The sequence below is a fragment of the uncultured Sulfitobacter sp. genome, assembly GCF_964021855.1.
In the GTDB taxonomy this organism is placed as follows: Bacteria; Pseudomonadota; Alphaproteobacteria; order Rhodobacterales; family Rhodobacteraceae; genus Sulfitobacter.
Map to the genome: position 1 here is coordinate 526,659 of NZ_CAXHZD010000001.1, position 25,338 is coordinate 551,996.

Annotated in this window: 30 protein-coding genes; 20 read left to right on the forward strand and 10 right to left on the reverse strand. The window is 56.7% G+C overall.

The genetic code is table 11. The features are described from left to right. Window positions 1–3: 3 nt before the first annotated feature. The gene (locus AADJ11_RS02520; RefSeq protein WP_341232980.1) at window positions 4–759 is read left to right on the forward strand and encodes an ABC transporter permease; all 756 of its coding nucleotides are present in this window, start codon (window positions 4–6) and stop codon (window positions 757–759) included. Beyond that, window positions 756–1,352 (forward strand): ABC transporter ATP-binding protein, encoded by a 597-nt coding sequence (locus tag AADJ11_RS02525; RefSeq protein WP_341232981.1) that lies wholly within the window; start codon window positions 756–758, stop codon window positions 1,350–1,352. The genes AADJ11_RS02520 and AADJ11_RS02525 overlap by 4 nt, the downstream gene beginning before the upstream one ends. Window positions 1,353–1,358: 6 nt before the next feature. Here the strand turns inward: AADJ11_RS02525 and AADJ11_RS02530 are convergent, their stop codons facing one another. The 4 genes from AADJ11_RS02530 to motA all read right to left on the reverse strand — a co-directional run bounded on the left by AADJ11_RS02530 (window position 1,359) and on the right by motA (window position 3,692). Then, window positions 1,359–2,054 carry a YoaK family protein gene (locus AADJ11_RS02530; RefSeq protein ID WP_341232982.1) on the reverse strand — a complete coding sequence of 232 codons (696 nt, stop codon included), beginning with the start codon at window positions 2,052–2,054 and terminating at the stop codon, window positions 1,359–1,361. An 89-nt stretch (window positions 2,055–2,143) separates the two neighbouring features. Next, window positions 2,144–2,575: a hypothetical protein gene (locus AADJ11_RS02535; protein WP_341232983.1), complete on the reverse strand. Its 432-nt coding sequence runs from the start codon at window positions 2,573–2,575 to the stop codon at window positions 2,144–2,146. Next, a complete protein-coding gene (locus AADJ11_RS02540) occupies window positions 2,572–2,829 on the reverse strand; it encodes a hypothetical protein (RefSeq protein ID WP_341232984.1) in 258 nt (85 codons plus the stop codon). Before AADJ11_RS02540 ends, AADJ11_RS02535 begins: the two co-directional genes overlap by 4 nt. Continuing rightward, entirely contained in the window at window positions 2,826–3,692 is an 867-nt protein-coding gene (motA, locus tag AADJ11_RS02545) for a flagellar motor stator protein MotA (protein ID WP_341232985.1), read from the reverse strand. The genes AADJ11_RS02540 and motA overlap by 4 nt, the downstream gene beginning before the upstream one ends. A 97-nt stretch (window positions 3,693–3,789) precedes the next feature. On the opposite strand from motA, the gene AADJ11_RS02550 reads away from it, so the two are divergent. From AADJ11_RS02550 to AADJ11_RS02575, 6 genes are all read left to right on the forward strand, one after another. Next, window positions 3,790–4,908, forward strand: a complete 1,119-nt coding sequence (locus AADJ11_RS02550; RefSeq protein WP_341232986.1) for a hypothetical protein — start codon at window positions 3,790–3,792, stop codon at window positions 4,906–4,908. A 188-nt stretch (window positions 4,909–5,096) separates the two neighbouring features. Beyond that, a complete protein-coding gene (locus AADJ11_RS02555) occupies window positions 5,097–5,531 on the forward strand; it encodes a MucR family transcriptional regulator (RefSeq protein WP_341232987.1) in 435 nt (144 codons plus the stop codon). A 42-nt stretch (window positions 5,532–5,573) separates the two neighbouring features. Next, window positions 5,574–6,530 carry a flagellar motor protein MotB gene (locus tag AADJ11_RS02560; RefSeq protein ID WP_341232988.1) on the forward strand — a complete coding sequence of 319 codons (957 nt, stop codon included), beginning with the start codon at window positions 5,574–5,576 and terminating at the stop codon, window positions 6,528–6,530. 305 nt (window positions 6,531–6,835) lie between these two features. Then, window positions 6,836–7,471 carry a hypothetical protein gene (locus AADJ11_RS02565; RefSeq protein ID WP_341232989.1) on the forward strand — a complete coding sequence of 212 codons (636 nt, stop codon included), beginning with the start codon at window positions 6,836–6,838 and terminating at the stop codon, window positions 7,469–7,471. A gap of 41 nt (window positions 7,472–7,512) precedes the next feature. Then, window positions 7,513–8,739 (forward strand): flagellar hook-length control protein FliK, encoded by a 1,227-nt coding sequence (locus AADJ11_RS02570; RefSeq protein WP_341232990.1) that lies wholly within the window; start codon window positions 7,513–7,515, stop codon window positions 8,737–8,739. Window positions 8,740–8,751: 12 nt separating this feature from the next. Beyond that, window positions 8,752–9,414, forward strand: coding sequence for a flagellar hook capping FlgD N-terminal domain-containing protein (locus AADJ11_RS02575; protein WP_341232991.1), 663 nt, complete (start codon window positions 8,752–8,754; stop codon window positions 9,412–9,414). A 12-nt stretch (window positions 9,415–9,426) separates the two neighbouring features. Here AADJ11_RS02575 and AADJ11_RS02580 read toward each other — a convergent pair whose 3' ends face one another. The 5 genes from AADJ11_RS02580 to flgF all read right to left on the reverse strand — a co-directional run bounded on the left by AADJ11_RS02580 (window position 9,427) and on the right by flgF (window position 13,014). Then, entirely contained in the window at window positions 9,427–9,951 is a 525-nt protein-coding gene (locus AADJ11_RS02580; protein WP_341232992.1) for a hypothetical protein, read from the reverse strand. A gap of 82 nt (window positions 9,952–10,033) precedes the next feature. Beyond that, window positions 10,034–10,804: a flagellar basal body L-ring protein FlgH gene (locus AADJ11_RS02585; protein ID WP_341232993.1), complete on the reverse strand. Its 771-nt coding sequence runs from the start codon at window positions 10,802–10,804 to the stop codon at window positions 10,034–10,036. Next, window positions 10,801–11,460, reverse strand: coding sequence for a flagellar basal body P-ring formation chaperone FlgA (flgA, locus tag AADJ11_RS02590; protein WP_341232994.1), 660 nt, complete (start codon window positions 11,458–11,460; stop codon window positions 10,801–10,803). Before flgA ends, AADJ11_RS02585 begins: the two co-directional genes overlap by 4 nt. Further along, window positions 11,460–12,245: a flagellar basal-body rod protein FlgG gene (flgG, locus tag AADJ11_RS02595; RefSeq protein WP_341232995.1), complete on the reverse strand. Its 786-nt coding sequence runs from the start codon at window positions 12,243–12,245 to the stop codon at window positions 11,460–11,462. The genes flgA and flgG overlap by 1 nt, the downstream gene beginning before the upstream one ends. A gap of 25 nt (window positions 12,246–12,270) precedes the next feature. Further along, the gene (flgF, locus tag AADJ11_RS02600; protein WP_341232996.1) at window positions 12,271–13,014 is read right to left on the reverse strand and encodes a flagellar basal-body rod protein FlgF; all 744 of its coding nucleotides are present in this window, start codon (window positions 13,012–13,014) and stop codon (window positions 12,271–12,273) included. 100 nt (window positions 13,015–13,114) lie between these two features. Between flgF and AADJ11_RS02605 the strand changes: the two genes are divergently transcribed. The 12 genes from AADJ11_RS02605 (at window position 13,115) to AADJ11_RS02660 (ending at window position 24,251) form a co-directional block, all read left to right on the forward strand. Further along, window positions 13,115–14,890: a hypothetical protein gene (locus AADJ11_RS02605; protein ID WP_341232997.1), complete on the forward strand. Its 1,776-nt coding sequence runs from the start codon at window positions 13,115–13,117 to the stop codon at window positions 14,888–14,890. A 102-nt stretch (window positions 14,891–14,992) separates the two neighbouring features. Next, window positions 14,993–16,261, forward strand: coding sequence for a flagellar hook protein FlgE (locus AADJ11_RS02610; RefSeq protein ID WP_341232998.1), 1,269 nt, complete (start codon window positions 14,993–14,995; stop codon window positions 16,259–16,261). Between the two features lie 13 nt (window positions 16,262–16,274). Continuing rightward, complete coding sequence (gene flgK, locus AADJ11_RS02615; protein WP_341232999.1) at window positions 16,275–17,693, forward strand: flagellar hook-associated protein FlgK; 1,419 nt, start codon at window positions 16,275–16,277, stop codon at window positions 17,691–17,693. An 8-nt stretch (window positions 17,694–17,701) separates the two neighbouring features. Next, window positions 17,702–18,784 carry a flagellin gene (locus AADJ11_RS02620; RefSeq protein WP_341233000.1) on the forward strand — a complete coding sequence of 361 codons (1,083 nt, stop codon included), beginning with the start codon at window positions 17,702–17,704 and terminating at the stop codon, window positions 18,782–18,784. A 16-nt stretch (window positions 18,785–18,800) separates the two neighbouring features. Beyond that, the gene (locus tag AADJ11_RS02625) at window positions 18,801–19,901 is read left to right on the forward strand and encodes a flagellar basal body P-ring protein FlgI (RefSeq protein ID WP_341233001.1); all 1,101 of its coding nucleotides are present in this window, start codon (window positions 18,801–18,803) and stop codon (window positions 19,899–19,901) included. An 11-nt stretch (window positions 19,902–19,912) separates the two neighbouring features. Continuing rightward, the gene (locus AADJ11_RS02630) at window positions 19,913–20,215 is read left to right on the forward strand and encodes a hypothetical protein (protein ID WP_341233002.1); all 303 of its coding nucleotides are present in this window, start codon (window positions 19,913–19,915) and stop codon (window positions 20,213–20,215) included. Continuing rightward, window positions 20,212–20,589, forward strand: a complete 378-nt coding sequence (locus AADJ11_RS02635) for a hypothetical protein (RefSeq protein ID WP_341233003.1) — start codon at window positions 20,212–20,214, stop codon at window positions 20,587–20,589. Before AADJ11_RS02630 ends, AADJ11_RS02635 begins: the two co-directional genes overlap by 4 nt. A gap of 104 nt (window positions 20,590–20,693) precedes the next feature. Then, a complete protein-coding gene (locus AADJ11_RS02640; RefSeq protein ID WP_341233004.1) occupies window positions 20,694–21,530 on the forward strand; it encodes a flagellin in 837 nt (278 codons plus the stop codon). A gap of 135 nt (window positions 21,531–21,665) precedes the next feature. Beyond that, complete coding sequence (locus AADJ11_RS02645; protein ID WP_341233005.1) at window positions 21,666–22,502, forward strand: flagellin; 837 nt, start codon at window positions 21,666–21,668, stop codon at window positions 22,500–22,502. A gap of 90 nt (window positions 22,503–22,592) precedes the next feature. Beyond that, entirely contained in the window at window positions 22,593–23,000 is a 408-nt protein-coding gene (gene flaF, locus AADJ11_RS02650; RefSeq protein ID WP_341233006.1) for a flagellar biosynthesis regulator FlaF, read from the forward strand. A gap of 1 nt (window position 23,001) precedes the next feature. Next, the gene (locus AADJ11_RS02655; RefSeq protein WP_341233007.1) at window positions 23,002–23,427 is read left to right on the forward strand and encodes a flagellar biosynthesis repressor FlbT; all 426 of its coding nucleotides are present in this window, start codon (window positions 23,002–23,004) and stop codon (window positions 23,425–23,427) included. Window positions 23,428–23,441: 14 nt separating this feature from the next. After that, window positions 23,442–24,251 carry a DUF1217 domain-containing protein gene (locus AADJ11_RS02660; RefSeq protein WP_341233008.1) on the forward strand — a complete coding sequence of 270 codons (810 nt, stop codon included), beginning with the start codon at window positions 23,442–23,444 and terminating at the stop codon, window positions 24,249–24,251. Between the two features lie 9 nt (window positions 24,252–24,260). Here AADJ11_RS02660 and AADJ11_RS02665 read toward each other — a convergent pair whose 3' ends face one another. Further along, complete coding sequence (locus AADJ11_RS02665; RefSeq protein ID WP_341233009.1) at window positions 24,261–25,316, reverse strand: flagellar motor switch protein FliG; 1,056 nt, start codon at window positions 25,314–25,316, stop codon at window positions 24,261–24,263. Between the last annotated feature and the right edge of the window lie 22 nt (window positions 25,317–25,338).

The window sequence follows — 25,338 nt, forward strand, 5'->3', positions numbered from 1 at the left end:
AAGATGCAACCCCCTCACTCGCGCCTTACGCCGCTTTTCTCGATCCTTGGTTTGTTGGCCTTGTGGAGCGTGGCCGCGCTTGTGACCAATGATGTGCAGGTTCTGCCGCCGCCTTGGGGGTTGCTGGGGCCCTTGCAGCAGGAATTCGCCTCGGGTGAGTTGATTAGACATTTGGGCGCGACGCTGTCGCGTGTGGTCTGGGCGTTTTGCCTTGCGATGATTTTAGGGGTCTCGCTGGGCCTTGCGATGGGGCGTTCTACACGGCTGAATGCGTGGCTGGACCCGTGGTTGGTGATCTTTCTGAACCTACCTGCGCTGGTGCTGATCGTGCTGTGCTATCTGTGGATTGGCCTGACCGAAGCGGCCGCAATCATCGCCGTCACCCTGAACAAAGTGCCCAACGTCGCCGTGGTATTGCGCGAGGGCGCGCGCGCCTGTGATCCGGCGCTAGATGCCTTGGGCCAAGTGTACCGCATGTCGTGGCGGGCCCGCATGCGGCATATTTTATTGCCGCAGCTTGCGCCGTTCATTGCCGCGGCGGCGCGGTCGGGTGTGGCGGTGATCTGGAAGATCGTACTCGTGGTTGAGTTCCTCGGCCGATCATCCGGTGTGGGGTTCCAGATACATCTGTATTTCCAGTTGTTCGATGTGGCGATGGTGCTGGTCTATGCGCTGTCTTTCATTGGCGTGATGCTGATGGTCGAATGGCTGATCCTGCAACCGCTTGAACGGCATGTCAGCAGATGGCGGCGCGCATGATCAAGGTTGATATCCAGTCGAAATTCTTCGGCGCGACACCGGTTCTGGGGCCAATTCGTTTCGATGTTCCCCAAAGCCAGACGGTCGCGTTGGTCGGGCCGTCGGGCATTGGTAAATCGACGCTGCTGCGCATTGTTTCGGGCGTTGATACTGATTTTAAGGGGTCCGTCACCCGGCCTGACAATCAGGCAGTTGTCTTTCAAGAACCAACGTTGCTGCCATGGCGGTCGACCCTAGAAAACCTGTGCATCTTTCACCCCGAGCTGTCCAAAGACCGTGCATTGGATATGCTTGAACGTGTGGGTTTGGGCGGGATGGCCGCATTGTTCCCCGGTCAGTTGTCACTGGGCCAACAACGCCGCCTGTCGCTGGCGCGCGCCTTTATTGGCACCCCTGAGATGTTGATCATGGATGAACCCTTTGTCTCGCTTGACCCCAAGACGGCGCAAACCATGCTGACCCTGACACAAGAGCTGATCGCCGAAACCCGCCCCGCGACGCTGTTTGTGACACATGACAGCCAAGAGGCGGATGTGTTGGCGGATCATGTACTTAGACTGCAAGCTGGCCCGCAGGGCGCAGTACTGGTGTAACGCGGGCTAGCTGCGATGCGCGCGAAGGGCTTCGGGTGCGGCGATCAGCAGCAATATCGCGGCGGCAATTACGAACAGCCAATAGCCGACAAAGCCGAACAACAGGGCACCGCAGACGCCGCCCACCGCAAAACAGGCAAGGGTCAGGCTGTGCAGGCTTAACTTGGGCAGCGCATCTTGGCGCGAAGCATCCCCGCCCACCAATGCGGCCAGTTCGATCCCGATGTCGGTGGCCATGCCGGATACGTGGGTCGTGCGCACCCGTGCCCGCGATATCATCGTTGTAACGGCATTCTGCAGCCCCATCACAAAGCTAAGGATCACAACCAAAAACGTCTCGTGCATGCCCAAGGGGGCCAATACCAGTGCGGCGCTAAGCAGCAACAGGACCACAGCTTCGGCAGCGATCGCCAAAGCATAAATAGAACGAATTTTCTTGCGTTCCCCTGCCTGTATCACAAGCGCAGCTATACCCGCGCCAAATATAAAGGCGACCACCAGCCCCGCAAATGAAAGAGAGATAAGAACAGCGCCATCGGCAAGCGTATCCGCAAAGGCCGAGATATTGCCGGTCATGTTCGCGGTGAATGACCCCGCAATCAGGAACCCGACAGCATTTAGCGCCCCCGCAACCGATGACAGCAGCCCGGCCAGCGCGAGATCGATATTTGCAGTGCGCTCATCGCCAACTCTGATAAGCATTTTGGGGCCTTTTTGGTGGGTTCGGTCATATGATAGGTCAGTCTTTCACCCGACGCAAAGCCGTTTGAGCAGCCCACCGTTTTGCCGTGTCAGGCATTCGCACCGTTTTGCAGCCAGATCGAGAGAAAGCCCTCGTCTTGGGCGGCGGTTGCGGCGTCGTCTGCTGCGCGTTTGCGCGCCTCTGCGCGGCGGTGTCTGATCAGGTCGATGCGCTTGGCCTCTGCAAACAGGTCGTTAAGCTGTCGGTGCATATCGGCGCTGTTTTCCCGCAAACGGTTCGCCTGTGTTTCCTTGTGGTGGATCGTCGCAGACACATTGCGGATGAAGTCGGACAGAACGCGTGTGGCTTCGACAGCGTCGGGATCACCGCGATCATTCAACTGTTCCATCAGCGCCTGTCTTTCCGCTTCGATCTGGTTCAGGGCGCGGTTCACCTCGGCCATCTCTAACGCCACGTTTTCAGTCTCGTGGCGTTTCAGCCGGGCCAACACCGCCAACCCATCCGTGCGCCGAGACGTCATTCTCGGACGTTCAGCGATATCAGGACGAGCCGTTCACGCATGCGCGCAAGGATATCCGGATCAAGAATGTCCATGCCATCAGGCAGCGGGACCCGGCCGATGACACCATGACGACGCATTGATGCGGGCAAGGGGGGCTCGGTCGGGCCCGCCTCCGCTTCGGTTTCTTCTGCGGCTTCTGGTGCGCCTGCTGCCTGACCAGTGTCGGGGACTGCCCAAAGGGCCAGCAGCGCCAAAAGCAAGCAACCCCTCATACGGCAGGCAGTTCCCGCTGCGATGCCTCAACGCTTGAGAAACCGGGCTGTTTGGTCGTTGGAATGTTGCCGCGGCCCAACTCGATGCAGACGCTAGGCGGGTGGCCCGCGACGATTGCAACGATGATATCGCGGATCACGGTATAGATGGCACCGTCTTCCTCTTCGATCTGCTCCAGGCGCCCTGCAATGGGTTGAACCATACAATAAGCAAGGAAAACCCCAAGGAATGTACCAACAAGCGCGCCACCGATCATCGCGCCAAGGATTTCCGGCGGCTTGTCGATAGATGACATGGTTTTGATCACCCCAAGCACAGCGGCAACAATACCGATCGCGGGCAGGCCGTCGGCCATGCTTTGGATGGCGCGGGCAGACACCAATGTTTCGTGGTGGTGTTTTTTGATTTTGCGATTGATCACGTCTTCCATTTGAAAGTGGTCATCAAACTGCATCGACATGATGCGAAAGCTGTCGCCGATCAGATCGGTAATAAAGTGATCCTTCATCAGCCGCGGATAGCGTTGGAAGATGGCGCTGTTTTCTGGGTTCTCGATATGCTCGTCCATCGCCACGATACCTTTGGTCCGGAACAGCCGTGCCAGTTCGAACATCAGGTTCAGCAGGTCATTGTAATCTTCGGATTTCCAGCGCGGCCCCTTGAACACCCGCATCACCCCGACACAGGACGATTTTACCACGCCGAACGAATTGGCAATGACAAACGCGCCCAAAGAGGCACCGCCGATCATCATGCCTTCGTAGGGAAGAGCGTGAAGAACGATGTCCATATTGCCGCCTGACAGCATAAAGCCGCCAAAAACCAAACCAAAGACCATAGCAAGGCCAAGTAAGAGTGTCATTGAGGTCGTGCCTCCAAAGAATAAAACTATTCTTAGTTTATCCTTGAGTAGTGGCGTTTTCACAAGTAGTATATCGGAAAGAACTTGGATTTATTCAATGAATAGTAGTCTTTTGATCAAGAAACGTGCCCCGAGGATCGCAAAAGCGCCCTCTGACGTCGATGCGTTCGCGTATTTCGTGGACCCGGCGGAGCTGTCGCTTCTTGTGCCGGGTTGGCCTGCTGAGATGCGGCTGCTGGTTTGCATGGACGCGGCAGAGCTGTGCGAGTTTGTGGTCTTTCATGATGATGAAGAAGATGCGGTATTCGAGCGTGTCGCAGAAATTCTGGACCGCCCCGTGGGGGGCTTTGCAGTTAGTCCGGATGTTGCAGGTCACCCGCAGCGGCGCTTGTTGTTCTCTGAGGAAAACGCGCTTCTTAAGGCCATTCAGGACAGCGAGAACCTGAAAGAGATCGCAGCGGACTATTTGATTAACTATGACTTCGCCCTCGAAGAGGGGTTGGATTTCGACGCGCTTATGCGCCCGCGGCCAAGTGTCAGTGTCGAGGAAGATCAGGTATCCCGTGTGACGACGGACAAGATATTCCCGCTGACCTCAAGGAAAGCGCGCAAGAAACGCAAGGTTAGATCAGGCCCGCCCGAAGGTTATGCATCTGTTGAAGAGACTGCGCCGGAAGAGTGTTTCTATCTAGGTCTTGAGATGTGGTTGACCGGCGGCCGCGTCCGCATCGCGGCCCGCCCAGATTTGCCGCTGCCAATGGTGCCGATTTTCGTGCGCGAGGTGGCGTTTCGCGATGATTTCTCCTCTGTCTATATACCGCGCAATATCTTGCCGGGGCATTGGTCGCCCGAAGATCAGATGGTCATAGACATTCCCGCCGAACTGTTTCCTGCGGGCTTTTCCGACAACTGTGTACACCGCAAGGTGCAGGTTGCTGTGATGCCCCGCGGTGTGTTCGTCGAGTTTGGCGCACCTGTTCATGCGTCAATTTTGGCCGAGAAAGCTGTGGTTGAAGATGATGTCGTTGCCCCCTTGCCCAAGCAAGGTTGGCGCAGGCAGCCGCTAAGAAACCTGTACATTCCGTTGATTGCGGTCGCGGGCTTGGGTGTAACGGGTTTATTTAGCACTATTATTGCGCAGACGACCGCGACAGAAGTCGCGACAAAGTTTCCAAAATCGGCGATTTACGGAACCGTACCCCAGTCACAACCATGACGTGAAAGAGCTGTTTGAGCAAAAATATGCTTGTCGTAGCTTGATAAAGTTACAAAAACAGTTCGAATCGTGTTAAGAATAGATCGCGAAGATGTATTTATCTTTGAGGTATATTAAGTAGAGCTCGAAATTGAGCTTTTATTGAACTTGCAGAAGGCAAAACTAACTCATCTAACGAAAGTTTCCTCATGCCTACCCTGATCACAAAGAATAACCTGAGCGATACCGCGGTTGCGTCTATCGCGGCGGGTTTTGCAAGCCGCTCTGATGTTTCTATCGACGATATTGTGGCACTTGTTGAACGGTTAATGGCAATTACGCCTGAAGCCGGCGCACGCAACGTGCAAAAATCCAAGGCCATTCCATCCGCGCCCGCCCAGCAGAAAATGACCGAAGACACGATCTTTTGCCTGTGCTGCGGCAAGGGCTTTAAGATGCTCAAGCGTCACCTTGGTGCCGAGCATGGCCTAACCGAAGCAGAATACCGTGTCATGTTCGACCTGTCTGCCGACACGCCGCTGGTTGCGCCAAGCTATAGCAAGCGCAAAGCAGAATACGCCAAAAACTCCGGTTTGGGAAAATACAACCGTGACAAATTCGGCAAGAACGCAGAGATTTCTTAATCCGGCGGTCTACCTGTCCATGACACGTCCGGAGATATCCTTGTGAGTAACAAAAAAAACGTGACAGTCATCATCAAGCGTTACGATGATGGGGGCGGTCACGCGCATCATGGTGGTGGTTGGAAGGTGGCTTATGCCGACTTCATGACCGCCATGATGGCCTTTTTCTTGTTGCTGTGGATTCTTGCCGCGTCGGACGAAGAAAAACTGCGAGGGTTGGCGAATTACTTTACGCCTACCTTGTCAGATAGTGGTGCCCGGTCTGATAGCGCTGCGGATTTGCGGCCATTGACGGCACCCGGTGTGATGACCGGCGGCGTTGATAATACCGGCACGGTGCAGGCCCCTAGTTTCGGCCGCGACAATCCGATGATGGTGTTCGATAGCCGCTTGCGCGATAGACCTGCCGAAGTTGTCGTCGAATATGCCGACGCGCCGGAGCCGTCCGATGCACCAGATCCGACGGATGTGCAGGACCCGACGAACCCGGCGGATGTTTTGGCGGCCCAAGAAGCCGATAAGCGCCGCCGCGAGATTGATCGCATGGCCGAAGACATCGCCGAGCGTATTACATCGGACGCAGGCCTGCGCGATTTGGCACGCAATGTCCGGTTGGAAAAGTCTGACGGGGCGCTGACCGTCCAGGTGTTGGATCAAGACGAACGGTCGCTGTTTGAGACCGGTAGTTCCGAAATCAGCCCCAAAACCCGCAAGCTGTTGCAGGCCATTGGCGGGGTCATTGCAACCCAGTCAGAGCCGGTCGAGATCGTCGGCCATACGGATGCCGCCACGTATGACGGCACAACCGGGTATTCGAACTGGGAATTGTCGGCGGATCGTGCGAATGCCACCAGACGGACGCTTATGGATGCGGGTATCTCTGCAGCCCGATTTATGCGTATTTCGGGTGTGGCAGATACCCAACCAATCAACACGATGGACCTATTTGCCCCGGAAAACCGCCGCATATCGATCAAGTTGTTTTACCAAGCGGAATAACGAAGCGTGATAGACGACGCGCATAGATATTGAGCATTAATGCTTTAGTCGTAACTAGATAGGCTAAAAAATTTTCAATAACTACTAATTCGGACTATGCTAATGGCAGGGAACGTTCTACACTTGTCACGAGAACTGACGATCTAACGGCAGCCAAATGCGAATATAACGCTGGCATTGGTTAGTTTGAGATCGAAATAACCAAGGTGGGGGCCGAGGTGCACGAGAAATTTGTTATTGGGGGCATCTGGAAAGGTGCCTGCTGCTTAAGTGATGCTGCAGATAATCAGCTTTTGAAGACCTGGATGCGGGCGCTGGTTCCGGTTCAAACGTCTATTTTCGAGATGCAGGGGTGGTCGCTTGACCCCGCTGCCATGCCCGAAGATGTTGAGCCGTTTCCGGGGATTTCCCTTGGCGATATCTTGGCGGAAGAGCTGGACGCAGTTGTGCCTTATGGGTCGCTTGTCATCATCCGAAGCCAGAACGCATTCCCGAACCTGTCCAAAGCTGCTGGGACCTTGGTTGGGGAAATTCTGCTTCGGGTTGTCGGGCGGGGATTGTTCCCGTTGATCGACGAAGACAGCCTGCTGTACGCGTTGGGTTTGTCCTATTATCGCGCCGCATCTTGCGATGAGCTGTCAAAGTTAGGCGTTGAGCCGACTGCGTTCCGGTCGGGGCTAAGCGCCGTTCTTACCAAATATTGGGCGCGCCCTTGCGAGGATATCGGCTTGTTCTCTCCGAGCCTGTCGCCAAGAAATATACCGGCTCAGCGCCGCGACTTTATCGAGCGTAATTTGGCGGCACCGTCTTTGGTGGCGCTGAACGATTTTGACGCTATTCCGACGCTAAACCAGTGGACGATGAAATTGAAAATGCTGGTCGGCGGTAATCCGGGGCGCATTACGCAGCCCCCGCTGCATGGCAATGTTGGGATCGCTTGAAAGAACACCCGACACGCTGATCACTGTTACGGAGGGCACATATGATACCCCAAGCACTGCCCGCTAATGCGCCGCAAAACGCGGCCAAAACCGATACGATGCAGCAGGGCGGTAAAGCGGCCTCTGCTTTTGCATTGCTGATGCAGCAAACCACGGCGTTGCAGTCTTCCGATGGGTTAACGACAGCGCTTCAGCCAGCACCAGCCAAAGGCGGGTTGGCCGAGGCTATGCCGGAAATGACACTGCCCGAAGGGATCGACCCCGAAACGCCCGAGGGGCTCACGGCGCTGCTTGATCACGTCATTACGGAGCTTGAAAACAGCGGTGAACAGCCGACACCAACCAAGGTGTTGGCAGAGGTTGCCAAGGCGTTGGGTGTGGAACCCGCCCCAACCATCGTTGACTTCGCGGAGGTGGCCCAGCTTGATGATCCCGCGCTTGAGGCAGTGTTGACCGAACGTATCGCGAATGCCGTGCAAACTGCGACGCCGATCAGCCAGCTAAGCATTGCTGCGGCTGGCGTTCCGGCGGTCGATCGTACGGCAACACAGGCGACGCCCTTAGTTGCCGAAGCAGCCGTGACAGAGACCGCGGCGAAACAGGTAAGCGCAGCAGCAGCACCCACGCCACTGCGTGATTTATCTATTGAAAACAAAGCCCAAACGGTCACGCTAGCAGTTAATTCTGCTGAAACGCTTGTCGCCAAGGAAGCCACTGTTGCTGTGCCGGGGCAATCGGTCCCGACAGGCGAGGGCGCGCGGGACCTGCCGCAGCCGGCTGGCAACGTTCAACTGTCGCCAGAAATCCAACGCAGCGTGCCAACGCCTGAACGGGTGCAGGCCCCGACGACCGCTGCTGATGACCAACTACGCCAGCATGTTGCGACGCAAATTCGGGCAGTCGACACAAGCGATTCAAAGTTCCGCTTTTCGCTGTCGCCCTACGGTATGGGCGAGATCGAAGTCGAAATTGGCCGCTCTGAAACCGGACGGGTGCAGATCTCGATGGTTACGGAAACCGCATCGGTGCTGAACGTCCTGCGTCATGACCGCGAACAGTTGCTGGACGCGCTGCAATCGCGTGGCATTACGGCCGAGAGTTCAGATCTGGACTTTCAAACCTTTGGCGAACGGGGTCGCAATGACCAGCAACAGCCCGAGGGTGGCCTGACCACCGCAGATCAGACCGAGGCGCAGGGCGATAGCAACGAAACCGTGCAGGTGACGGCCCCCACAACGGGCTCAGGCTCTCTGGATATCCTCACATAAAGGGAAACGAACATGATTGATGCGACCACCACGAGCGGCCTTGTTACATCGACCACAGCGTCGTCGACCGCCGCGTCCGAGCTTGAGGAAACCTACAACAGCTTCTTGACCCTGCTGACCGCGCAGATTTCCAATCAGGATCCTCTTGAACCTGTTGATTCAACACAATTTGTTTCGCAGTTGGCGCAGCTGACACAGGTCGAACAAAGTGTGACAACCAACGCCAATCTGGAATCGATCGGGAGCATGCTATCCGCCGTGGCGGCCATGTCCGATCTTCAGTTGATTGGCCGGGATGTTCTTGTGCCATCGGATCAAATTCGCCTGACAGAAACCGACTTCCCGCTGAGCTATCAGGTTGGCGCAGGTGCATCCGAGGTGAAGATCAAGATTTATTCGGGCGAAGACCTTATCCGCGAGATCGACGGCCCCTCAACTGCTGAGGGCGAGCTGATCGATGTCACATGGGATGGTCTGGATGCAGACGGCATACCTGTGCCACCCGGTGCCTTCCGGGTGGAGCTTACTGCCGCTGATGATAATGGTGATGCGGTCGCCGTTGCCGGCCTGACCACAGCCAAGGTCGAGCGCGTCGACTTTACGGCGCAGGGGCCTCAATTGCTGCTAGGCAATGGTGAAACTGTGCTGTCTCAGGTCGTTCAATCGGTTCTCTGACGCGAAATCAGATTACAGCCGGGCGACGTCTTGTTTGTAAAGCGATACAAACAGCACGTCCTCGACGCCTTCATAATCCTTGCTCAGCAAATCGCGGATCAAAGCCGACAGTTCATCACTGTCGATCGCCACGCCACGCAATACCGTGCCTTCTGCGGCCAGGTTCATCGCGGTCAAAAGGGAGTCGCGAAGCCGTGTCGCCTCTTCTACGCGCTTGTAACGCTCTGCTACTTCAAGGCTTTCCAGTTTTAGCGCGAAATCTGCCACGACATAGGAAACGCTGTTGGCTTTTTCGACGGGGATTGTCATCTGCCCAAGGCGGATGATTGTCCGATCCTCTGCCAGCAGATGCCCTACGCTTACGTCTTCTTGGACGTGCTGGGTATCGTCTGCGGCGCGCTGAGCGGGTTCGTCAGTCACGCTGTCAGAAACAGCAAGGCTGTCGGTGGCGGGCGGAGCCAGCACCATCCCTGTTGCATAGCCACCACCCAAACAGGCCAGAGGCAGCGCAACAATAGCGATTGCAAGTTTGTTCATGATCGACCTTTCAACAAATGCTTGAGCAATTGATACAGGTCGAATTAGACAGTTTTGGTGTAACTTTGTGACTTAGTTATGGTTAATACGGAAGGATCACATCCAACGCATCTTCGCCATAACTACGCTGCTGTGTACGCGACAAACTGCCCCGACCACCATAGGCGATACGGGCCTCGGCGATCTTGTCATAAGAGATTGTGTTGTCGTTTCGGATATCTGCGGGGCGCACAATACCGGCCATCCGCAGCTCTCTTAGCTCGTGATTCACCTTAATTTCTTGACGCCCTGCGACCACCAAGGCCCCGTTCGGCAATTTATCAATCACCAGCGCGGCGACTTTCAGGTCGATCTGTTCATTGCGGTTGATGGCACCTGAACCGCTGGCCTGAGTTTGCGAATTGATGTCAACAATGTCGCCAGTCGGTAGATCGTCGCGGCTGATTCCGGGCAGAATTGAGGCGATTTTCGCACCATACCCAAAGAATGTCGGGAATCCGATCGAGCTGCCGCCGTCGCGTTGGCGGTCTGTCGAATTGCTAAGTTGGGCGCTATCGTCGATCGAAATGATGACGGTGACGATATCCCCCACATTGTCCGCACGTTGGTCGGCAAACAGCGGTTCGCGCATGCTCGAGAAAAGCGACGCCCTGGCGCTGCCGGAGCGCGGCGCGGCTGTGGTCTGTGCAGGCATGGGCACCTGCACCCGTGCGACCTCGGGGATGGTCTGGCCATCCACCACGAGATCAGAGGTTCTGGGTTCGCGGTCAAAATGCTGGGAGGCATCACAGCCAGCCAGCACCAAGGCCGAACCAAGAATGAGAGCGTTTGTATGGCTGCGTAGGGAAGTCATCGTTTAATCTCCACGGTGCCGTCGCCGGTGGCGACAGCAATGACCGTCTTGTTGCTGATTAGGTTTACGATACGAATTTCTTGACCACGGTGCGCATCACTAAGCGCGCGCCCGGGGGAGGACAAAGCCAAAAGGCCGTCGCTGAAATGGATGTCGACCCGGTCGCCACGGTCGATGACCAAGGGCTGAATGATGGATTGCGCTTGAATGGGCCGCCCTTGCGATAGAACACGGCGGACCTGTTTACCGATCACTTCGGCCGGGTTGGTGATGGCATAGCTGCCGATCCGGCCAATGGGCAGGTGGGCAATGACCAGATCAGCCTCGGCTACGATTTCACCGGGCAACAGCCGCTGGTTTGGTACCGGTACGGGGATTGTGATCTGTGCCAGCCCCGAAATCCGTTGGACGTCCCCAGTATTCAGCACCGCATTGGCCAAAAACTTGCCTGTGCGCGGGTCCATCCAGAATTCTGCCAGCGCTGCAACCTCGCCCTGCAACGTATCCTTAACCGTGATAGCAAAGTCGCCCACGTCTGGCAGGTCACTGCCATAATCGGCGCGCGCGCGTTCCTCGATCAGCACGTTGACGGATGCGGACAGGGCCGGGCCTGCCAACATCACCAGCGCCGTAAGGATCGCAGCGAGGTATCGCATTAGCGGATTTGGTTTGCCGAAGACAGCATCTGGTCAGCTGTTTCGATGGACTTTGAATTCATCTCGTACGCGCGCTGCGCCGAGATCAGATCGGTGATTTGCTGAATGACGTTAACGTTGGACGCCTCAAGATAGCCCTGCCGGATCAATCCGGTGCCGGGATCACCGGGGTTCACGGTCTGTGCGTCGCCCGATGCTTCGGTGGCCAGCAAGAAGTTGTTGCCGACCGGGCGCATGCCGGGTTCATTGATAAAGGTCGCGATGCTGAGCTGCCCCAGTTCCACGGGTTCTGGGTCACTCTCGATATAGGCCATCACGAGACCTTGTTCGTTGATATCGATCGAGGTGGTATTCTCGGGCACCACAATGCCGGGGTCTACTTGATAGCCTTGCATCGTCACGATCTCGCCCTCGGCAGACAGTTGGAAAGACCCGTCGCGCGTGTACGCTTGGCTGCCATCCGGCATCAGAACCGAGAAATAGCCCCGCCCGTCAATGGCAACATTGAGCGAGTTTTCTGTAGATACCATGCCGCCTTGGGTGTTCAGCCGTACTGTGCCGGCGGTTTGCACGCCCAGGCCGATGTCGATGCCGACGGGCCGGGTCGATCCGGCCTCGGACGTTAACGCACCCTCGCGCTGCATGGATTGATAGATCAGATCCTGAAAGGCCGCGCGGCTGGATTTGAAGCCCGTGGTATTGGCGTTCGCGATGTTGTTGGAGATGACATCAACATTGGTCTGCTGTGCCATCATGCCGGTTGCGGCGATGCTAAGTGCCTTCATCGTTTCACTCCTTCCGTTTGGGGGATCAGACGTTTTGCCCGATACGCTTCAGCGCGTCGCGGCGCAGGGTGTCTGCATTGCCCATCAGGGCGTTGGTACGCTCGTAAGCGCGCTGCACGTCGATCAGCCGCGTCATTTCCCGGATCGGGTTGACGTTGCTCAGTTCCAAAGCGCCTTGCATGACTTGGGTGGTTTCAGCCGGCTTTGGTGCCTCGGCACCTTCGGGTGCGGTTAGCATGCCAAATCCGGCGCGCTTGTAGCCTTGGATGTCAGGGATGTCGAAAACGCCGATCTTGGCCAGCGGCCCGGTGCCCTCGCCCGAGATCGTACCGTCTTCGGAAATGCTTAGCGCGCCGATGCCTTCGGTTGGCAGTGTGATCGGCCCGCCACCTTCGTCCAGCACCTTGGCACCGGAAAGTAGGGTCAGATTGCCTTGTGGGTCCAGCCTAAAGCTGCCGTCCCGACCAAAAGCTTCCTGTCCTTCGGGTGTTTCATAGCTAAACCAGCCTTCGCCGTGCAGGGCCACATCCAGCGGATTACCTGTCTGTGACAAGGCACCGGGACGGGTGTCGATATATGATCCTGTATCGCTGACAAAGGCAGCGGGGTCTTGGTCCGCGCCCGGATTGTTCTGCAAAAGACTTTCGAAAACAACGTGCTCGCCTTTGAAACCAGCGGTGCTGGCGTTGGCGATGTTGTTCGCTGTCATGTCCAGTTGCCGCTGCAAGGACGATGCTAGGGACATGCTGATATGGCTTGTTTCTGTCATCAGTGGCCTCAAGGTTAGCGCGGGAAATGTGGCGACTTTAGCCGACACTGTGAAATAAAGAATGGACCTTTACAAGAATAAACTGCATCTATTCATAGAAATGATGCGTTTGATAAACATTATCCTTGCTTTTTTCTTGACCCTTGCGCCGCCTGTTTGGGGTCAAGAGGGCGAAGTCTTTGCGCCTTTGGCGCTGGCTGAGTTTGGCGAGCGCGATTTTTTGCAGGAACGCAGGGCGCTACTGCTTGAGATGGTCACGCCAGCGTCGCAGGGTGGCGCTGCCCCATCATTAGAGGCAGAGACGCGGGTGTATCTTGATCTGGCGGAGCTTCATCTGGCCAAGATGATGCGGCCCGAAGCGGCGAATTATCTGTCAGCGGTTGACGTAGACACCGCATCGCCGCAAGCGCAGCGTCGGCACCGGACCTTGAAAATCGCCCTTGATTTAATGGCGGAGCCGGCAGTCTTGGGGCAGGCGGTATCGCGTTCTGTCGGTTGGACGCAGGGGCAGGCGTTACGTGCTGCGGCCTTTGCCCGGTTGGGTGAAGATGACGAGGCCGCAAGGTTGCTTCCCGTCACCCTTGACGCATTATCCGGGCTTTCATCAGCCATGACGGCGGCAATCCTGCCCGATCTGTTCGAGGCCGCCCTTATCGCGGAAAACTGGGCAGTGGCCGAAGGGCTCGCCGCCCGCTTCCCCGATCATGCAGAGCTGCGCGACGCCGCCGCGTACCGGTTTTTGCTCGCCCGCGCCTCGGAAATTTCCGGTGATTTGCTGATGGCCTATGATGGCTATGCCCATGCGGCACGGGGGCGTGACGCCTATGCGCATCGGGCGCGGTTGGCCCTTGTGCAATTGGGGCGACGGACCGGAACGCTCCCCCTTGATGATGCTGTGGCGCTTTTGAAAACCACCAGATGGGCGTGGAGTGGGGATGCCTTCGCGAAGGAAGGCGTTGGACTGTTGGCTGACTATGCGTTGGAGCTTGGTGATTATCAGACCGCGTTATGGGCTTTGGGGCAGTTACTGACCGACGCGGCATCGCCGAAAGAGGCTGAAGCGGTGCGCCAGCGTGCTCGCGATGCGATCGACGGTTTCTATCAGGCGGGGGCCGCCGGTGATCTGGATCTGGCAGCTTTTATAAACGGCCATGCCGCCATATCCGCACGGTGGCGATATGACGATAAATTTGTTGAAAGCGCCGTTGCCCTGCCGCAAACATTGCTTGGTTCTGGCATGACAGCGCTTGCCGCGCGGGAGTTTCGCAACTTGCGCACCATTGCCGAGGCCGCCGAAGAGTTAGAGCTGTTTACACCTGACCCCGACCTGATCCGGCACCTGCTGCGCGACGAGGCAGGCGCCCTACTTGCGGGCGGGCAGGCCGATGCGGCCGTTGATCTGCTGGGCGGCCTTGCGCAGGGGCAGGGCGATGATGCGGAGGCGGAGCGGTTGTTGGTTCGGGCGCTTAGCCAAGCTGGCAGATCAGATGAATTGGCCGCGTGGCGTGGCCGCGCGCTTGACATAGACTCGCGGCGCGGCAGGGCCGTCACACTATATGAGACCGGCAACTGGCGTGCGGCGCGTCACGCATTGCTTGATCTGTGGGACGCCTACCCGGCGCAGTTCAGCTTTTCCGACGCCACCCGTCTGACCCTTGCGGCCTATGAGCTTGGCGACGGGGCGACCGTCAGCCGGGCCGCGACTGCATTTCCATCCCTGTCGGATATGCCCGGCTGGACCGAAATCGCAACGCGGCTTGAGGCGCAAGCACCAACCACGGCCGATCTGAACTGGGACTCGATCCGTTCCAGCGTGGAAAGTGCCAACCGTGTTCTTGACGCGGTAAACGAGGTCAACGACGCCATGGATAAATAATACCCTAGATAAAACATCAATTTTATTCTTGCTTTATGTTTAATAATTTGCATTAATCATGCGAAAATCAAGAATAAATTACAACGGAAGCAGGATAAGTTCATGAGCATTACCAGCGCCCTTCAAATCGGGGTTAGTGGATTGCAGGCCAATTCCAACCGCGTTGAAAATATCTCGAGCAATATCGCAAACGCCAGTACGGTCGGTTATCGCCGTACTTTTTCCGAGTTTGTGACCCAAAATACAGGCAGTTCGCAGGCCGGTGTGCTGACCGAAGTACGCGCCAGCATCAGTACAAACGGCAATCTGCAAAATACCGGTCGGGCAGCTGACCTTGCGGTTGAAGGCGCGGGTTTCTTTGTCGTATCGCGCACCCCGAATGATCCGGTTGAATCGAATTACTACCTGACCCGCGCGGGTTCTTTCACGCCTGACCAAGACGGCAATCTGCGGAACACGGCCGGATATTACCTAAGCGGTTTTCCGGTGGATGAGACCGGGACAACCGGTGCGGTATCTGGTGGTGATTACGGCGATCTGAGCACGGTCAATGTGTCGTCCTACCAGATGGAAGGATCGCCAAGTTCGCAAATCACCATGTCAGGCAATGTTCCAGCGCAGGAAACGGGTCTTGCGACCCCGGGTGATCCTTTCACGTCAAGCGTGCGCTATGTGAACCAGCTTGGCGGTGCAGAGGAGCTGACGCTTTCGTGGCAGCCCGGTTCGACAGGCAGCGAATGGACGGTCAGCATCACCGATTCCGACGGCACGAGCTATGGCAGTGCGACTGTGGCGTTTAATGACAGCGGCCCCAATGCGGGCAGCCCGGCCAGCTATGTTTCGGGCGGTCTGCCGATTGACCCAGCAACAGGTGTTATCAGCCTGACCATCAACAACGGAACAACGCCGCAGGCGCTTGATATCTCGCTTGGTGCGCCGGGCAGCTTTGATGGCATGACGCAATTCGCCGGTGATTATACGCCGCCAAGCTATACGGGTGACGGTACAGAAACCGGCAGTCTGGTACGTGCCGAGATGAGCGACACCGGTGTGCTGTATGGCGTGTTTAGCAACGGCGAACGCCGCGCAATTTACGAGGTTCCGTTGGCGAATGTCACCAACCCTGATCAGCTGCGGTCGGTCGCGGGTAACGCCTATATCGCCACACGCGATTCCGGCGCGGTCAGCATGAGTTCGGCACTGACCAATGGTGTGGGTGCCGTCGTGAGCGGTGTTCTGGAGGGGTCCAACGTGGACATCGCCCAAGAGCTGACGGACCTGATTCAAACCCAGCGGGCCTATGCCTCTAGCGCCAAGATCATCACGACCAGTGATGAGATGTTGGACGAAACCCTTCGTATCAAGCGCTAATCTGGAACGCTGAATGAGCATCTCGTCCGCATACAATATCGCGCGCAGCGGTTTGCAAGCCACCAGCGGGCGCGCCAATCTGGTTGCGGGCAATATCGCGAATGCACAGACAGCAGGCTATGCCCGCCGCGACGGCTTGCAGGTCAGCGGGGGCGGTGTGCAGGGCAGCACGGTCGAATTGCGTATTGTGCGGCAAATCGACGAACGGCTTGCCGGTATGACGCGGGTTGCCGGTGCCGAGCTGGGCAGCGCCAATGTCACCGGAGAGATCTTGGGTGGCTACCTGCTCACCTTGGGTCAGCCGGGGGACGAGGTATCGCCCGCCGCGCGTATGGCCGAATTTCAGGTGGGGTTGGACCTTTTGGCCAACAACCCGTCGGATGCCTCGGTGCAAAATGACCTGTTGAAGCGCGCCAATAGCCTTGTGACCAGTCTGAACAGCGCAGCCAGCGCGCTTGACCGCAGTCGCGCGCAGGCAGCAGACAGCTTTGAAACAAGCGCGGCGCAGGTGAATGATGCCCTGTCAGGGATCGCTGCGCTGAACGAACAATTGAGCGGTACAAACTCGGGCACATCAACCGCCGGCGGTTTGATGGATGAAATGAACCGACGGCTTGATGCTTTGGGCGAACACATGGATTTTCAAACCCGGTGGGAGGCAGACGGCACGTTGTCGCTGCACACGTCGGGCGGCACCGAATTGGTGCATCGCGGTGATGCTGCGGTGTTAACGGCAGATGGGCAAACCGGTGCGCTGTTTGCGGATGGTGTCGATATCACGCCGGGCCAAGCTGGCGGGCGGGGCTTCTCGTCGGGGCGGCTAGCGGGGCTAAGCGACATGCTGTCGTCGGTTATTCCGCAAATGAACCTTCAGTTGGATGAACTTGCGCGCGGCTTGGTCCAAAGCTTTGAGACGGCGGATGCCTCTGTCGCACCGGGTGATCCGGGGCTGTTTACCGACGCCGGTGCGGCTTTTGATCCGGCGAATGTTGACGGGCTGGCGGGCCGTTTGGCGGTTAATGTCAGCGTGCAGCCTGAAAAAGGCGGCGCGCTGTGGCGGTTGCGCGACGGCCTTAATGTTAGCACCCCCGGAGACCCGGGTGCTACAGATCAAATCAATGCTATGATCGCCATTTTTGACGAATCTCAAGCGATGGATCCGGCGGCAGGGCTGGGCGCGACTGCGCGGCTAGGTGACTATGCCGCTGAACTGGTTGGCCATCAGCACAATATCCGCGTCAGCGCGGATACCCGCGCTGAAACCGCCACAATCCGGCTGGTGTCATATGAAGATGGCCGCAGCAATATCGAGGGTGTGAACGTGGACACCGAGTTGCAAAAACTGCTGGAAATCGAACAAGCCTATGGCGCGAATTCTCAGGTTCTCAGCAGTCTGAGCGACATGATCGATACCCTTTTGAATACGGTGTGAGACGGTAAATGACTGAAATATCCCGCACAGTATCGACTGCCCTGCAAAGCTTGCGCCAGCGCGAGACCTCCAGCCGTATTGCTGCGCAAATCTCGGATGCGTCATACGAGGTGACGACAGGTCTGAAAGCCAAGCCCTATGATGCGCTTGGCCATAAATCTGCGGACGCCATCGCCATCCGCATGCAGATCGTGCGCAACGACGGCTTTCTTGCATCGAATGCGCTGTTGGATCGCCGGTTTCTGGCGGTTGAGACGTCGCTTGGTGCGATGCGCGAGGCCGGGCAAGAGGTTCTGGAACAATCGTTTCTGGCGCAATCCTCTGCCGGGCAAACATCGGCGCAGTTGTCGCAGGCCGCGCGTGCCGCACTTGATACATTGATCGAACGGAGTGCGGTCAGCGACAGCTCCGGATATCTGATGTCTGGCACGGCAAGCGATACGAAACCCTTGCAGGGGTGGGATACGCCGCACCCTGATACGGGGCTGTCACCCTCGAGCATTGTGGATGACGTGGTAAGCGGCGGGCTGAATTCGCTGGCGGATGTGCAGGCGGCTATCGACGCCCTGACCGATATGTTCAACGATCAGCACACGGGCGACCCTGCGCGCAACTTTGAGGCCAGTTTTTACAACGGCACCCCTGCGATGGATGGCGGTGGGCAACCGAACGCACCGCTGACGGCACGGATTTCCGAAACCGAAACGATTTCCCAAACCGCCCAAGCAAACGACCCCGCCATGCGCGATCTTATGCGTGGGTTGGCGATGCTAAGCGCCGTTGACGTTAACCAGATCAGCGATCCTGACGCCCGCGAGGCGTGGGCGACTGCCGCACGCAACGCAATCACCAGCGGGTTAAGCGGTCTGACAGAGCTTGAGACCGACACCGGATTGAAACGCACCCGTCTGGCCGACACGGTCGCCGCCCAAGAAAGCCGCGCGGGTTTTCTGGATGGCGAACGGTTGCTGCTGGAAGGGGCCGACCAATATGACGCCGCGACCCGCCTGACCCAACTGCAAACACAGCTTGAATCCAGCTACGCCGTGACGGCGCGGCTCTCAAGCATGTCATTTTTGAACTTTATGTAGGCCGGTAACGCAGACCATGAATATCATAGTCAAATTCCTGTTGGTCGGCCTGATGGTTGGGCTTTGCGCGCCCGCCAGCGCGCAGGTGCGGATCAAGGATATCGTTACCGTTGAGGGTGTTCGTTCGAACCAACTGGTTGGCTATGGCTTGGTCGTTGGGTTGAACGGCACTGGCGATTCACTGCGCAACGCACCGTTTACCCAAAGTGCTATCGAAGGCATGCTTGAACGGCTGGGCATCGGCAATCTGAGCGAAGACCAGATGCGTACCGCAAATACCGCCGCCGTTATGGTTACCGCTTCGCTGCCAGCTTTTGCGCGCGCGGGCAGCACCATTGATGTGGTCGTGTCCTCCTTGGGCGATTCATCATCGCTGCGGGGTGGTACCCTGATTGTGACCCCGCTTTCTGCTGCGGACGGAGAGACCTATGCCGTCGCACAGGGCCCGATTGCGGTCGCGGGCTATGCGGCGCAGGGGCTGAATGCGTCCATCGTCGAAGGTGTCCCAACCGGTGCGCGGATCGAAAACGGTGCCATTGTCGAACGCGAGGTGCCTTTCGCCTTTAACGATATGGACCGCGTTCTTTTGGCGCTGCGCAACCCCGATTTCGTCACGGCCAAACGGGTTGAAGAGGCCATTAACAGCGCGATTGGCCCCATCGCCACTGCGCTTGATCCCCGTACAATCGCCATCGAAGAAGGCGGCAAGATGTCCTTGTTCGAATTGATGGCCGATATTGAGCCGCTGCTGGTGGAGCCGGATCAGGTTGCCAAGGTGGTGATCGACGCACGATCCGGGACCATCGTTATCGGGGCCAATGTCCGCATTGACCGGGTCGCGGTCAGCCAGGGCGGCCTGACGGTCACCGTGCGGGATGATTTCGATGTCAGTCAGCCTGAACAGCTGTCCATCGGCGGGACCACGGTGGTTGTTCCCAATTCAACAGTCGAAGTCGAAAAACGCGATGCGAAATTTGCTGTGATCGACGGGTCAGTAAGTTTGCAGCGTCTGGTCGACGGGTTGAACGCCATTGGTGTCGGCGCGACCGAGACGATTTCGATCTTGCAGGCGATCAAGGCGGCAGGTGCTTTGCACGCCGATCTTGAGATTATTTAGGAGGTATTTGCATGGAACTCCCTCCCCTATCCGCCGCACCGCTTTCCACGTCTGCTGGCGTGGCTGCGTCACCAAGCCAGCAAGCGCCGTCGCAATCGGCGGTGGATTTCGAAGCCATGTTTTTGGGCCAGATGGTGGATGAGATGTTGTCGACCGTGAACCTCGGAGATTTCGGCGGTGGCCATGCCGAAGAGACCTGGCGCAGCTTCCTGTCTGACGCCATCGGCCGGAGTATTGCAGAGCAGAATACGACGGGAATTGCCGGACGGATCGATACCGCGATCCAGCGTTATCAGACGGGGCAAGACCTATGAGCAATCAACGCAAAGCGCTGGCAGCCGTCGATGCATTGGGCAATCTGCTGCGCAAGGAAATCGCAGCGGTCGAGGGCGGAGAGTTTTCGCAACTGGTTGAATACGCCGGGGAAAAAGCACGTTTGAGCGCGGTTCTGGAAAAGCAATTGCAAGAGAACCCCCAAGCGGTAAGCAAGGAGCAGCTAAGCGGCCTGAAAGAACTAATTTTGCGCGACCAGCAGCATTTGCAGCAGGCACAGCGCGCAACCGCAGAGATAATCCAAGAAGTCACTGACACGCGGGAACGCCATAGTATCGCAGGGCTTTACGGACGCGGTGGCGCGAAACGTGTCAACCGCGCAACACCTTCCCAATCTGTGGACAAAAGCTTTTGATTTGCCTCAATGTTGACAGATTTTCGGATAAAACAGTTTACGCGGGCAACCCCCGCAGTTGTCAGAATGACGACATGACGTACTAAGAATAGTCAGGAATACACATGTCCTCAATCCTCACAAACAACTCCGCAATGAACGCACTTTCCACTTTGCGGAACGTGAATAGCAACCTTAGCGAAACCCAAAACCGTATCTCTACCGGTATGAAGGTTAACTCCGCCAAGGATAACGCTTCTTATTTCTCGATCTCTACAACGATGAAATCAGAAGGCGGCATGAACAAAGCCGTAAACGAAGGTCTTACACTGACCAAAAACTCGATCTCCACCGCCCGTCTTGGCGCTGAAACAATGGTCGATTTGTCGCAGCAATTCGTTGACCGTCTGGCATTTGCTCAGACCGAAGGCGTTGACCAAGCTGATGTTCAAAAAGAACTTACATCCTTGGCTGCGCAGATGGCGACCGCGATCAATCAGTCTTCCTTTAACGGTGAGAACCTGATTTCGGCCGCTGGCGCTGGCCCCAAAGAAGTCGTTTCCGGTGTAAGCCGTTCAGGTGCCACTTTGTCGACAACCAAGATTTCGTTCTCTGCCACCGATCTTGAAGCCGTACAGACCACTTTTGCAGCGATTGCGATCGATAACACAACGACCGCTGCCGATCTGGAACTGGCCCTGACAAACGCCGAAGGGTATCTTTCGGCCGTGACAGATGCTGCGACTGATCTTGGTATCGCCGAGAAGCAGGTCGAAACTCAACAAAACTTCCTGAGCGAGCTGGGTGACCGTCTCGACTCCGGTGTCGGCTCGATGGTTGACGCCGATATGGAAAAGGAAGCCGCACGCTTGCAGTCCCTCCAAGTGCAGCAGCAGCTTTCCACACAATCTTTGTCGATCGCAAACCAAGCTCCACAAAACATCCTGAGCTTGTTCCGTTAATGCCAACCTAGGCACTAAAAACACCTCCGGCCCCGGATATTTTTTCGGGGCCGGAACTCTACCAGACTAGGACGGACGATGGGTTGCGGTTGTCAGAAGACGACTTGAAAGAAACTAGAACAGTACGGAGACCACATGTCCTCAATCCTCACGAACACATCGGCGATGAACGCGCTATCGACTTTGCGCGGCATTAACGATCAGCTTAGCGAAACTCAAAACCGGATTTCCACCGGGATGAAAGTTAACTCCGCTAAGGACAACGCTTCCTATTTCTCGATTTCGACCACAATGGATTCCGAAAGCGGCATGAACAAAGCCGTGAACGAGGGCCTGACGCTGGCGAAAAACTCCGTCTCTACTGCCCGCCTTGGCGCTGAAACCATGGTCGATCTGGCACAAGAGTTTGTGGACCGTCTGGCATTTGCACAGACCGAAGGCGTTGACCAAGGTGATGTTCAAAAAGAACTTACATCCTTGGCCGCACAAATGAAGACCGCGATCGAACAGTCTTCCTTTAACGGGGAAAACCTGATTTCGACAGCCGGCTCTGGTGCCAAAGAGGTCGTTTCCGGTGTGAGCCGTAACGGTGGCACGCTGTCGACCACGACCATTGATTTCACCGCAGGGGACCTTGAAGGTTTGCAAGGCAGCTTTGCCGGGATCACGATCACCAACGCAACGACCGCTGCCGATCTGGAACTTGCCCTAACAAACTCCGAAGGCTTTCTGGCATCCGTGATCGATGCGGCGACTGATTTGGGTATCGTCGAAAAATCGATCGAAACGCAGCAGAACTTTCTGAATGAATTGACCGACCGCTTGGATGCTGGTGTTGGGTCTATGATCGATGCCGACATGGAAGAAGAAGCGGCACGTTTGCAGTCCCTCCAAGTACAGCAGCAGCTTTCCACACAATCCTTGTCGATTGCGAACCAAGCACCGCAGAACATTCTAAGCCTGTTCAAGTAAGGCGATAGATATGGCCGTAGCCACAACAGGTAAGAAAAGTCTCCGAATGGGGGCAATACGAGCAGGAAATACAGTAAAAGAGGCAACTACATGAGCTTGGCCGCATATAAAAAGACCATCCGGGAAAGCGAAACACCCCGCCAGATCGAACGTCGGATCCTGTCGCGCGTGACGCATGACCTTGCCGAAATGGGCAAGGAATTTGACGCGAGCGAGAGCCCGGCGGAACGTCTGGCGATCCTTTCCCAAGGGTTGCGTGACAGTCTTTATGAAAACCAGCGCTTTTGGGCTGCTCTGCGCCATGATCTGGCCGAGCCCGACAACGCGATGCCTGCTGCACTCAAGGCTTCGCTGATCTCGTTGGCGCTTTGGGTTGATCGTCAAACATCGGGTTTGATGGCCGGCCAAGGGACCGTCGCCGGGCTGGTTGAAATCAATACAAATATTGTGGCCGGACTTGCAGGTCAGGCGGCCACAACTGCGGTGCAGGAGGTTTAACATGCTGAAACTAACACTAAAGCCGCGCGAACGGGTTGTGGTAAACGGCTGCGTGATCCGGAACGGTGACCGCCGTCAGGCTCTGACGGTCGAAAACCGCGCCGATATCGTGCGTGAATCCGATCTGCTAAAACCCGAGGCGCAATCGACCCCGGTATCCAAGGTATATTTCCTGTTGCAGACCGCCCTGATCCGGCCCGAAACCCGCGATCAGGTGATTACAATGATCCAACAAGGCCTTGCTGAACTGGCCTGTTGCTTTGGCCCCGAAATGCGAATTCGCATTATGGAAGCCGCCAACTACGTGAGCATGTCGGACTACTACAAGGCGATGAGCGAGCTGCGCGGCGTGCTGAAATACGAGGCCGAGTTGATGCAAATCAGCCCGATCAAGCGTCCGCCCCCTCAGGAAATGGTGCACGTGTGATATCGCTAGGCGGAATGGGCACGCAGCTGGCTGTCAAACTGTTTGACGCGACCCGCGACAAGCAGCTTGATATGGTTGCGAACAATGCCCTGAACGCCCGGCAGGTTGCCGCATTCAGCGAACGTATCGCGTCCATCGGGTCTGCCAAAGAACTGGTTGCGGATACCGAGGTCTATACCTTTGTGATGCGCGCATTTGATCTTGAAGATCAGATTTTCGGCAAGGCCTTGGTCCGTAAAGCATTGGAAAGCGATGTTTCGGATCGCACATCCTTGGTCAACCGCCTGACCGATCCCAAAATCCGCGAGATGTACGACGCCCTTGGTTTCGCCCCCGATGGTGGGCCAAGCGCGAATTTTGACGATCCCGATTGGCAGGCCGAGATGATCGACCGGTTCAAGGAACGTCTGGTGATCAACAACGCCGCCGAAGATAACGTCGGGGCCGGTATTGCGCTTGAATTCAAGGCCAAAGCGTCTGAGATCAACACGTGGTTCGATGTGCTGAAGGACGAAGACCTAGGCATATTCATGCGCCGCGCACTTGGCCTGCCGGACGCGGTTGTTCAGGTTGATATCGACCGTCAGGCAGAGCTTTTTGCGCAGAAATTTGACATCGAGAAACTGAAAGACCCGGTAGAGGTCGACAGGCTCGTGTCACGTTTTTCTGCGGTTTATGATGCCATCGAAGGGATCAACACCCAAACGAACGGGGCGTTGACCTTGATGGCAAACGCGGTTTCCGCCTCGCAAGGCGACAACTTTAATATCATCACGATTGATATCCCCGCGATCGTTCGAAATGGCTACGGCAACTACAGCTGACCGGTTGGGCTATTCGAACAGCTCGTCGTCATCATCGTCGGCGCTGGAAGGCAGCTCAATCGTGCCTTCATCGGCAAGGCTCTTGGCATAGTTCACCATTTCTGCCTGAGCGGCACGCACATCGCGTCCGCGCACGGGGCCGGTGGCCTCCATCTCGTCCATGAGCATTTGGCGCGACCGCTGCGGCAGGCATTCCATCAGGTGATCGCGCAGTTCTTTCTTGGCCCCGCGCATGGCAAGGGGCAGGGTTTCCCCCTCTAGCCCGCGCATGACCTGTGCGATGTCCTGCATGTTCAGTTTGATCAGATCGTCAAAGACAAACATGCGTTGTTTGATGGATTGAAACGCCTCGGGCACCCGCGTGTTCAGCGCACCGGAGAGTTGTTCAAAGGCCTGCGCATCAAGTTTGTTGAACAAATCCGCCATGCGCTGATGTGTTTCGGCCGAACTGGTATGGATCGCGTCCGACATGATGTCCAGTTTCAACGTTTCTTCGATCTGTTGCATCATGTGCAGGGGGACGGCCTCCATCGTGATCATCCGCTCGGCCACGTCATGCATGCGTTCGGCCCCAAGCAACGGCAGAACCTTGGCCGCGACGGCCGTATCAACATTGTTCAGGATCGCCGCCGCCGTCTGATCATGTTCACCCTTCAGGTAGTTCGCAATCACCGTTTCGTTCAGCGCCCCAAACCCGCGCCACATGGCGTCTTCGCGTTTGCTGGTGCGGACGTTGTTCAGAATATCGGCGACCTGATCTTCTGGCAGGAATTTGCGCAGCATCGCTTCAGCCGTCGACATCGACCCCACGACCGCTCCTGTGCCGCTCACCACCTTCTGTGTGAATTCGCCAAGCACGGCCTCGACCACCTCGGACGGAATTGGCCCTAGCTGGCTCATCGCGGCTGTAATGCGTTCAATCTCGGCACTGCCAAGCTGCTGCATCAGTTTTGATCCGGCCTGTTCGCCCAAGCATAAAAAGGTAATGGCGGCCTTGGTTGGCCCCTTCATCTTTTTAAGCATGACCGCAGCGGTGCGATCTTCGGTAAGCGTATTGGTGGACATGAAACACTCCTTCTCAAGCGCA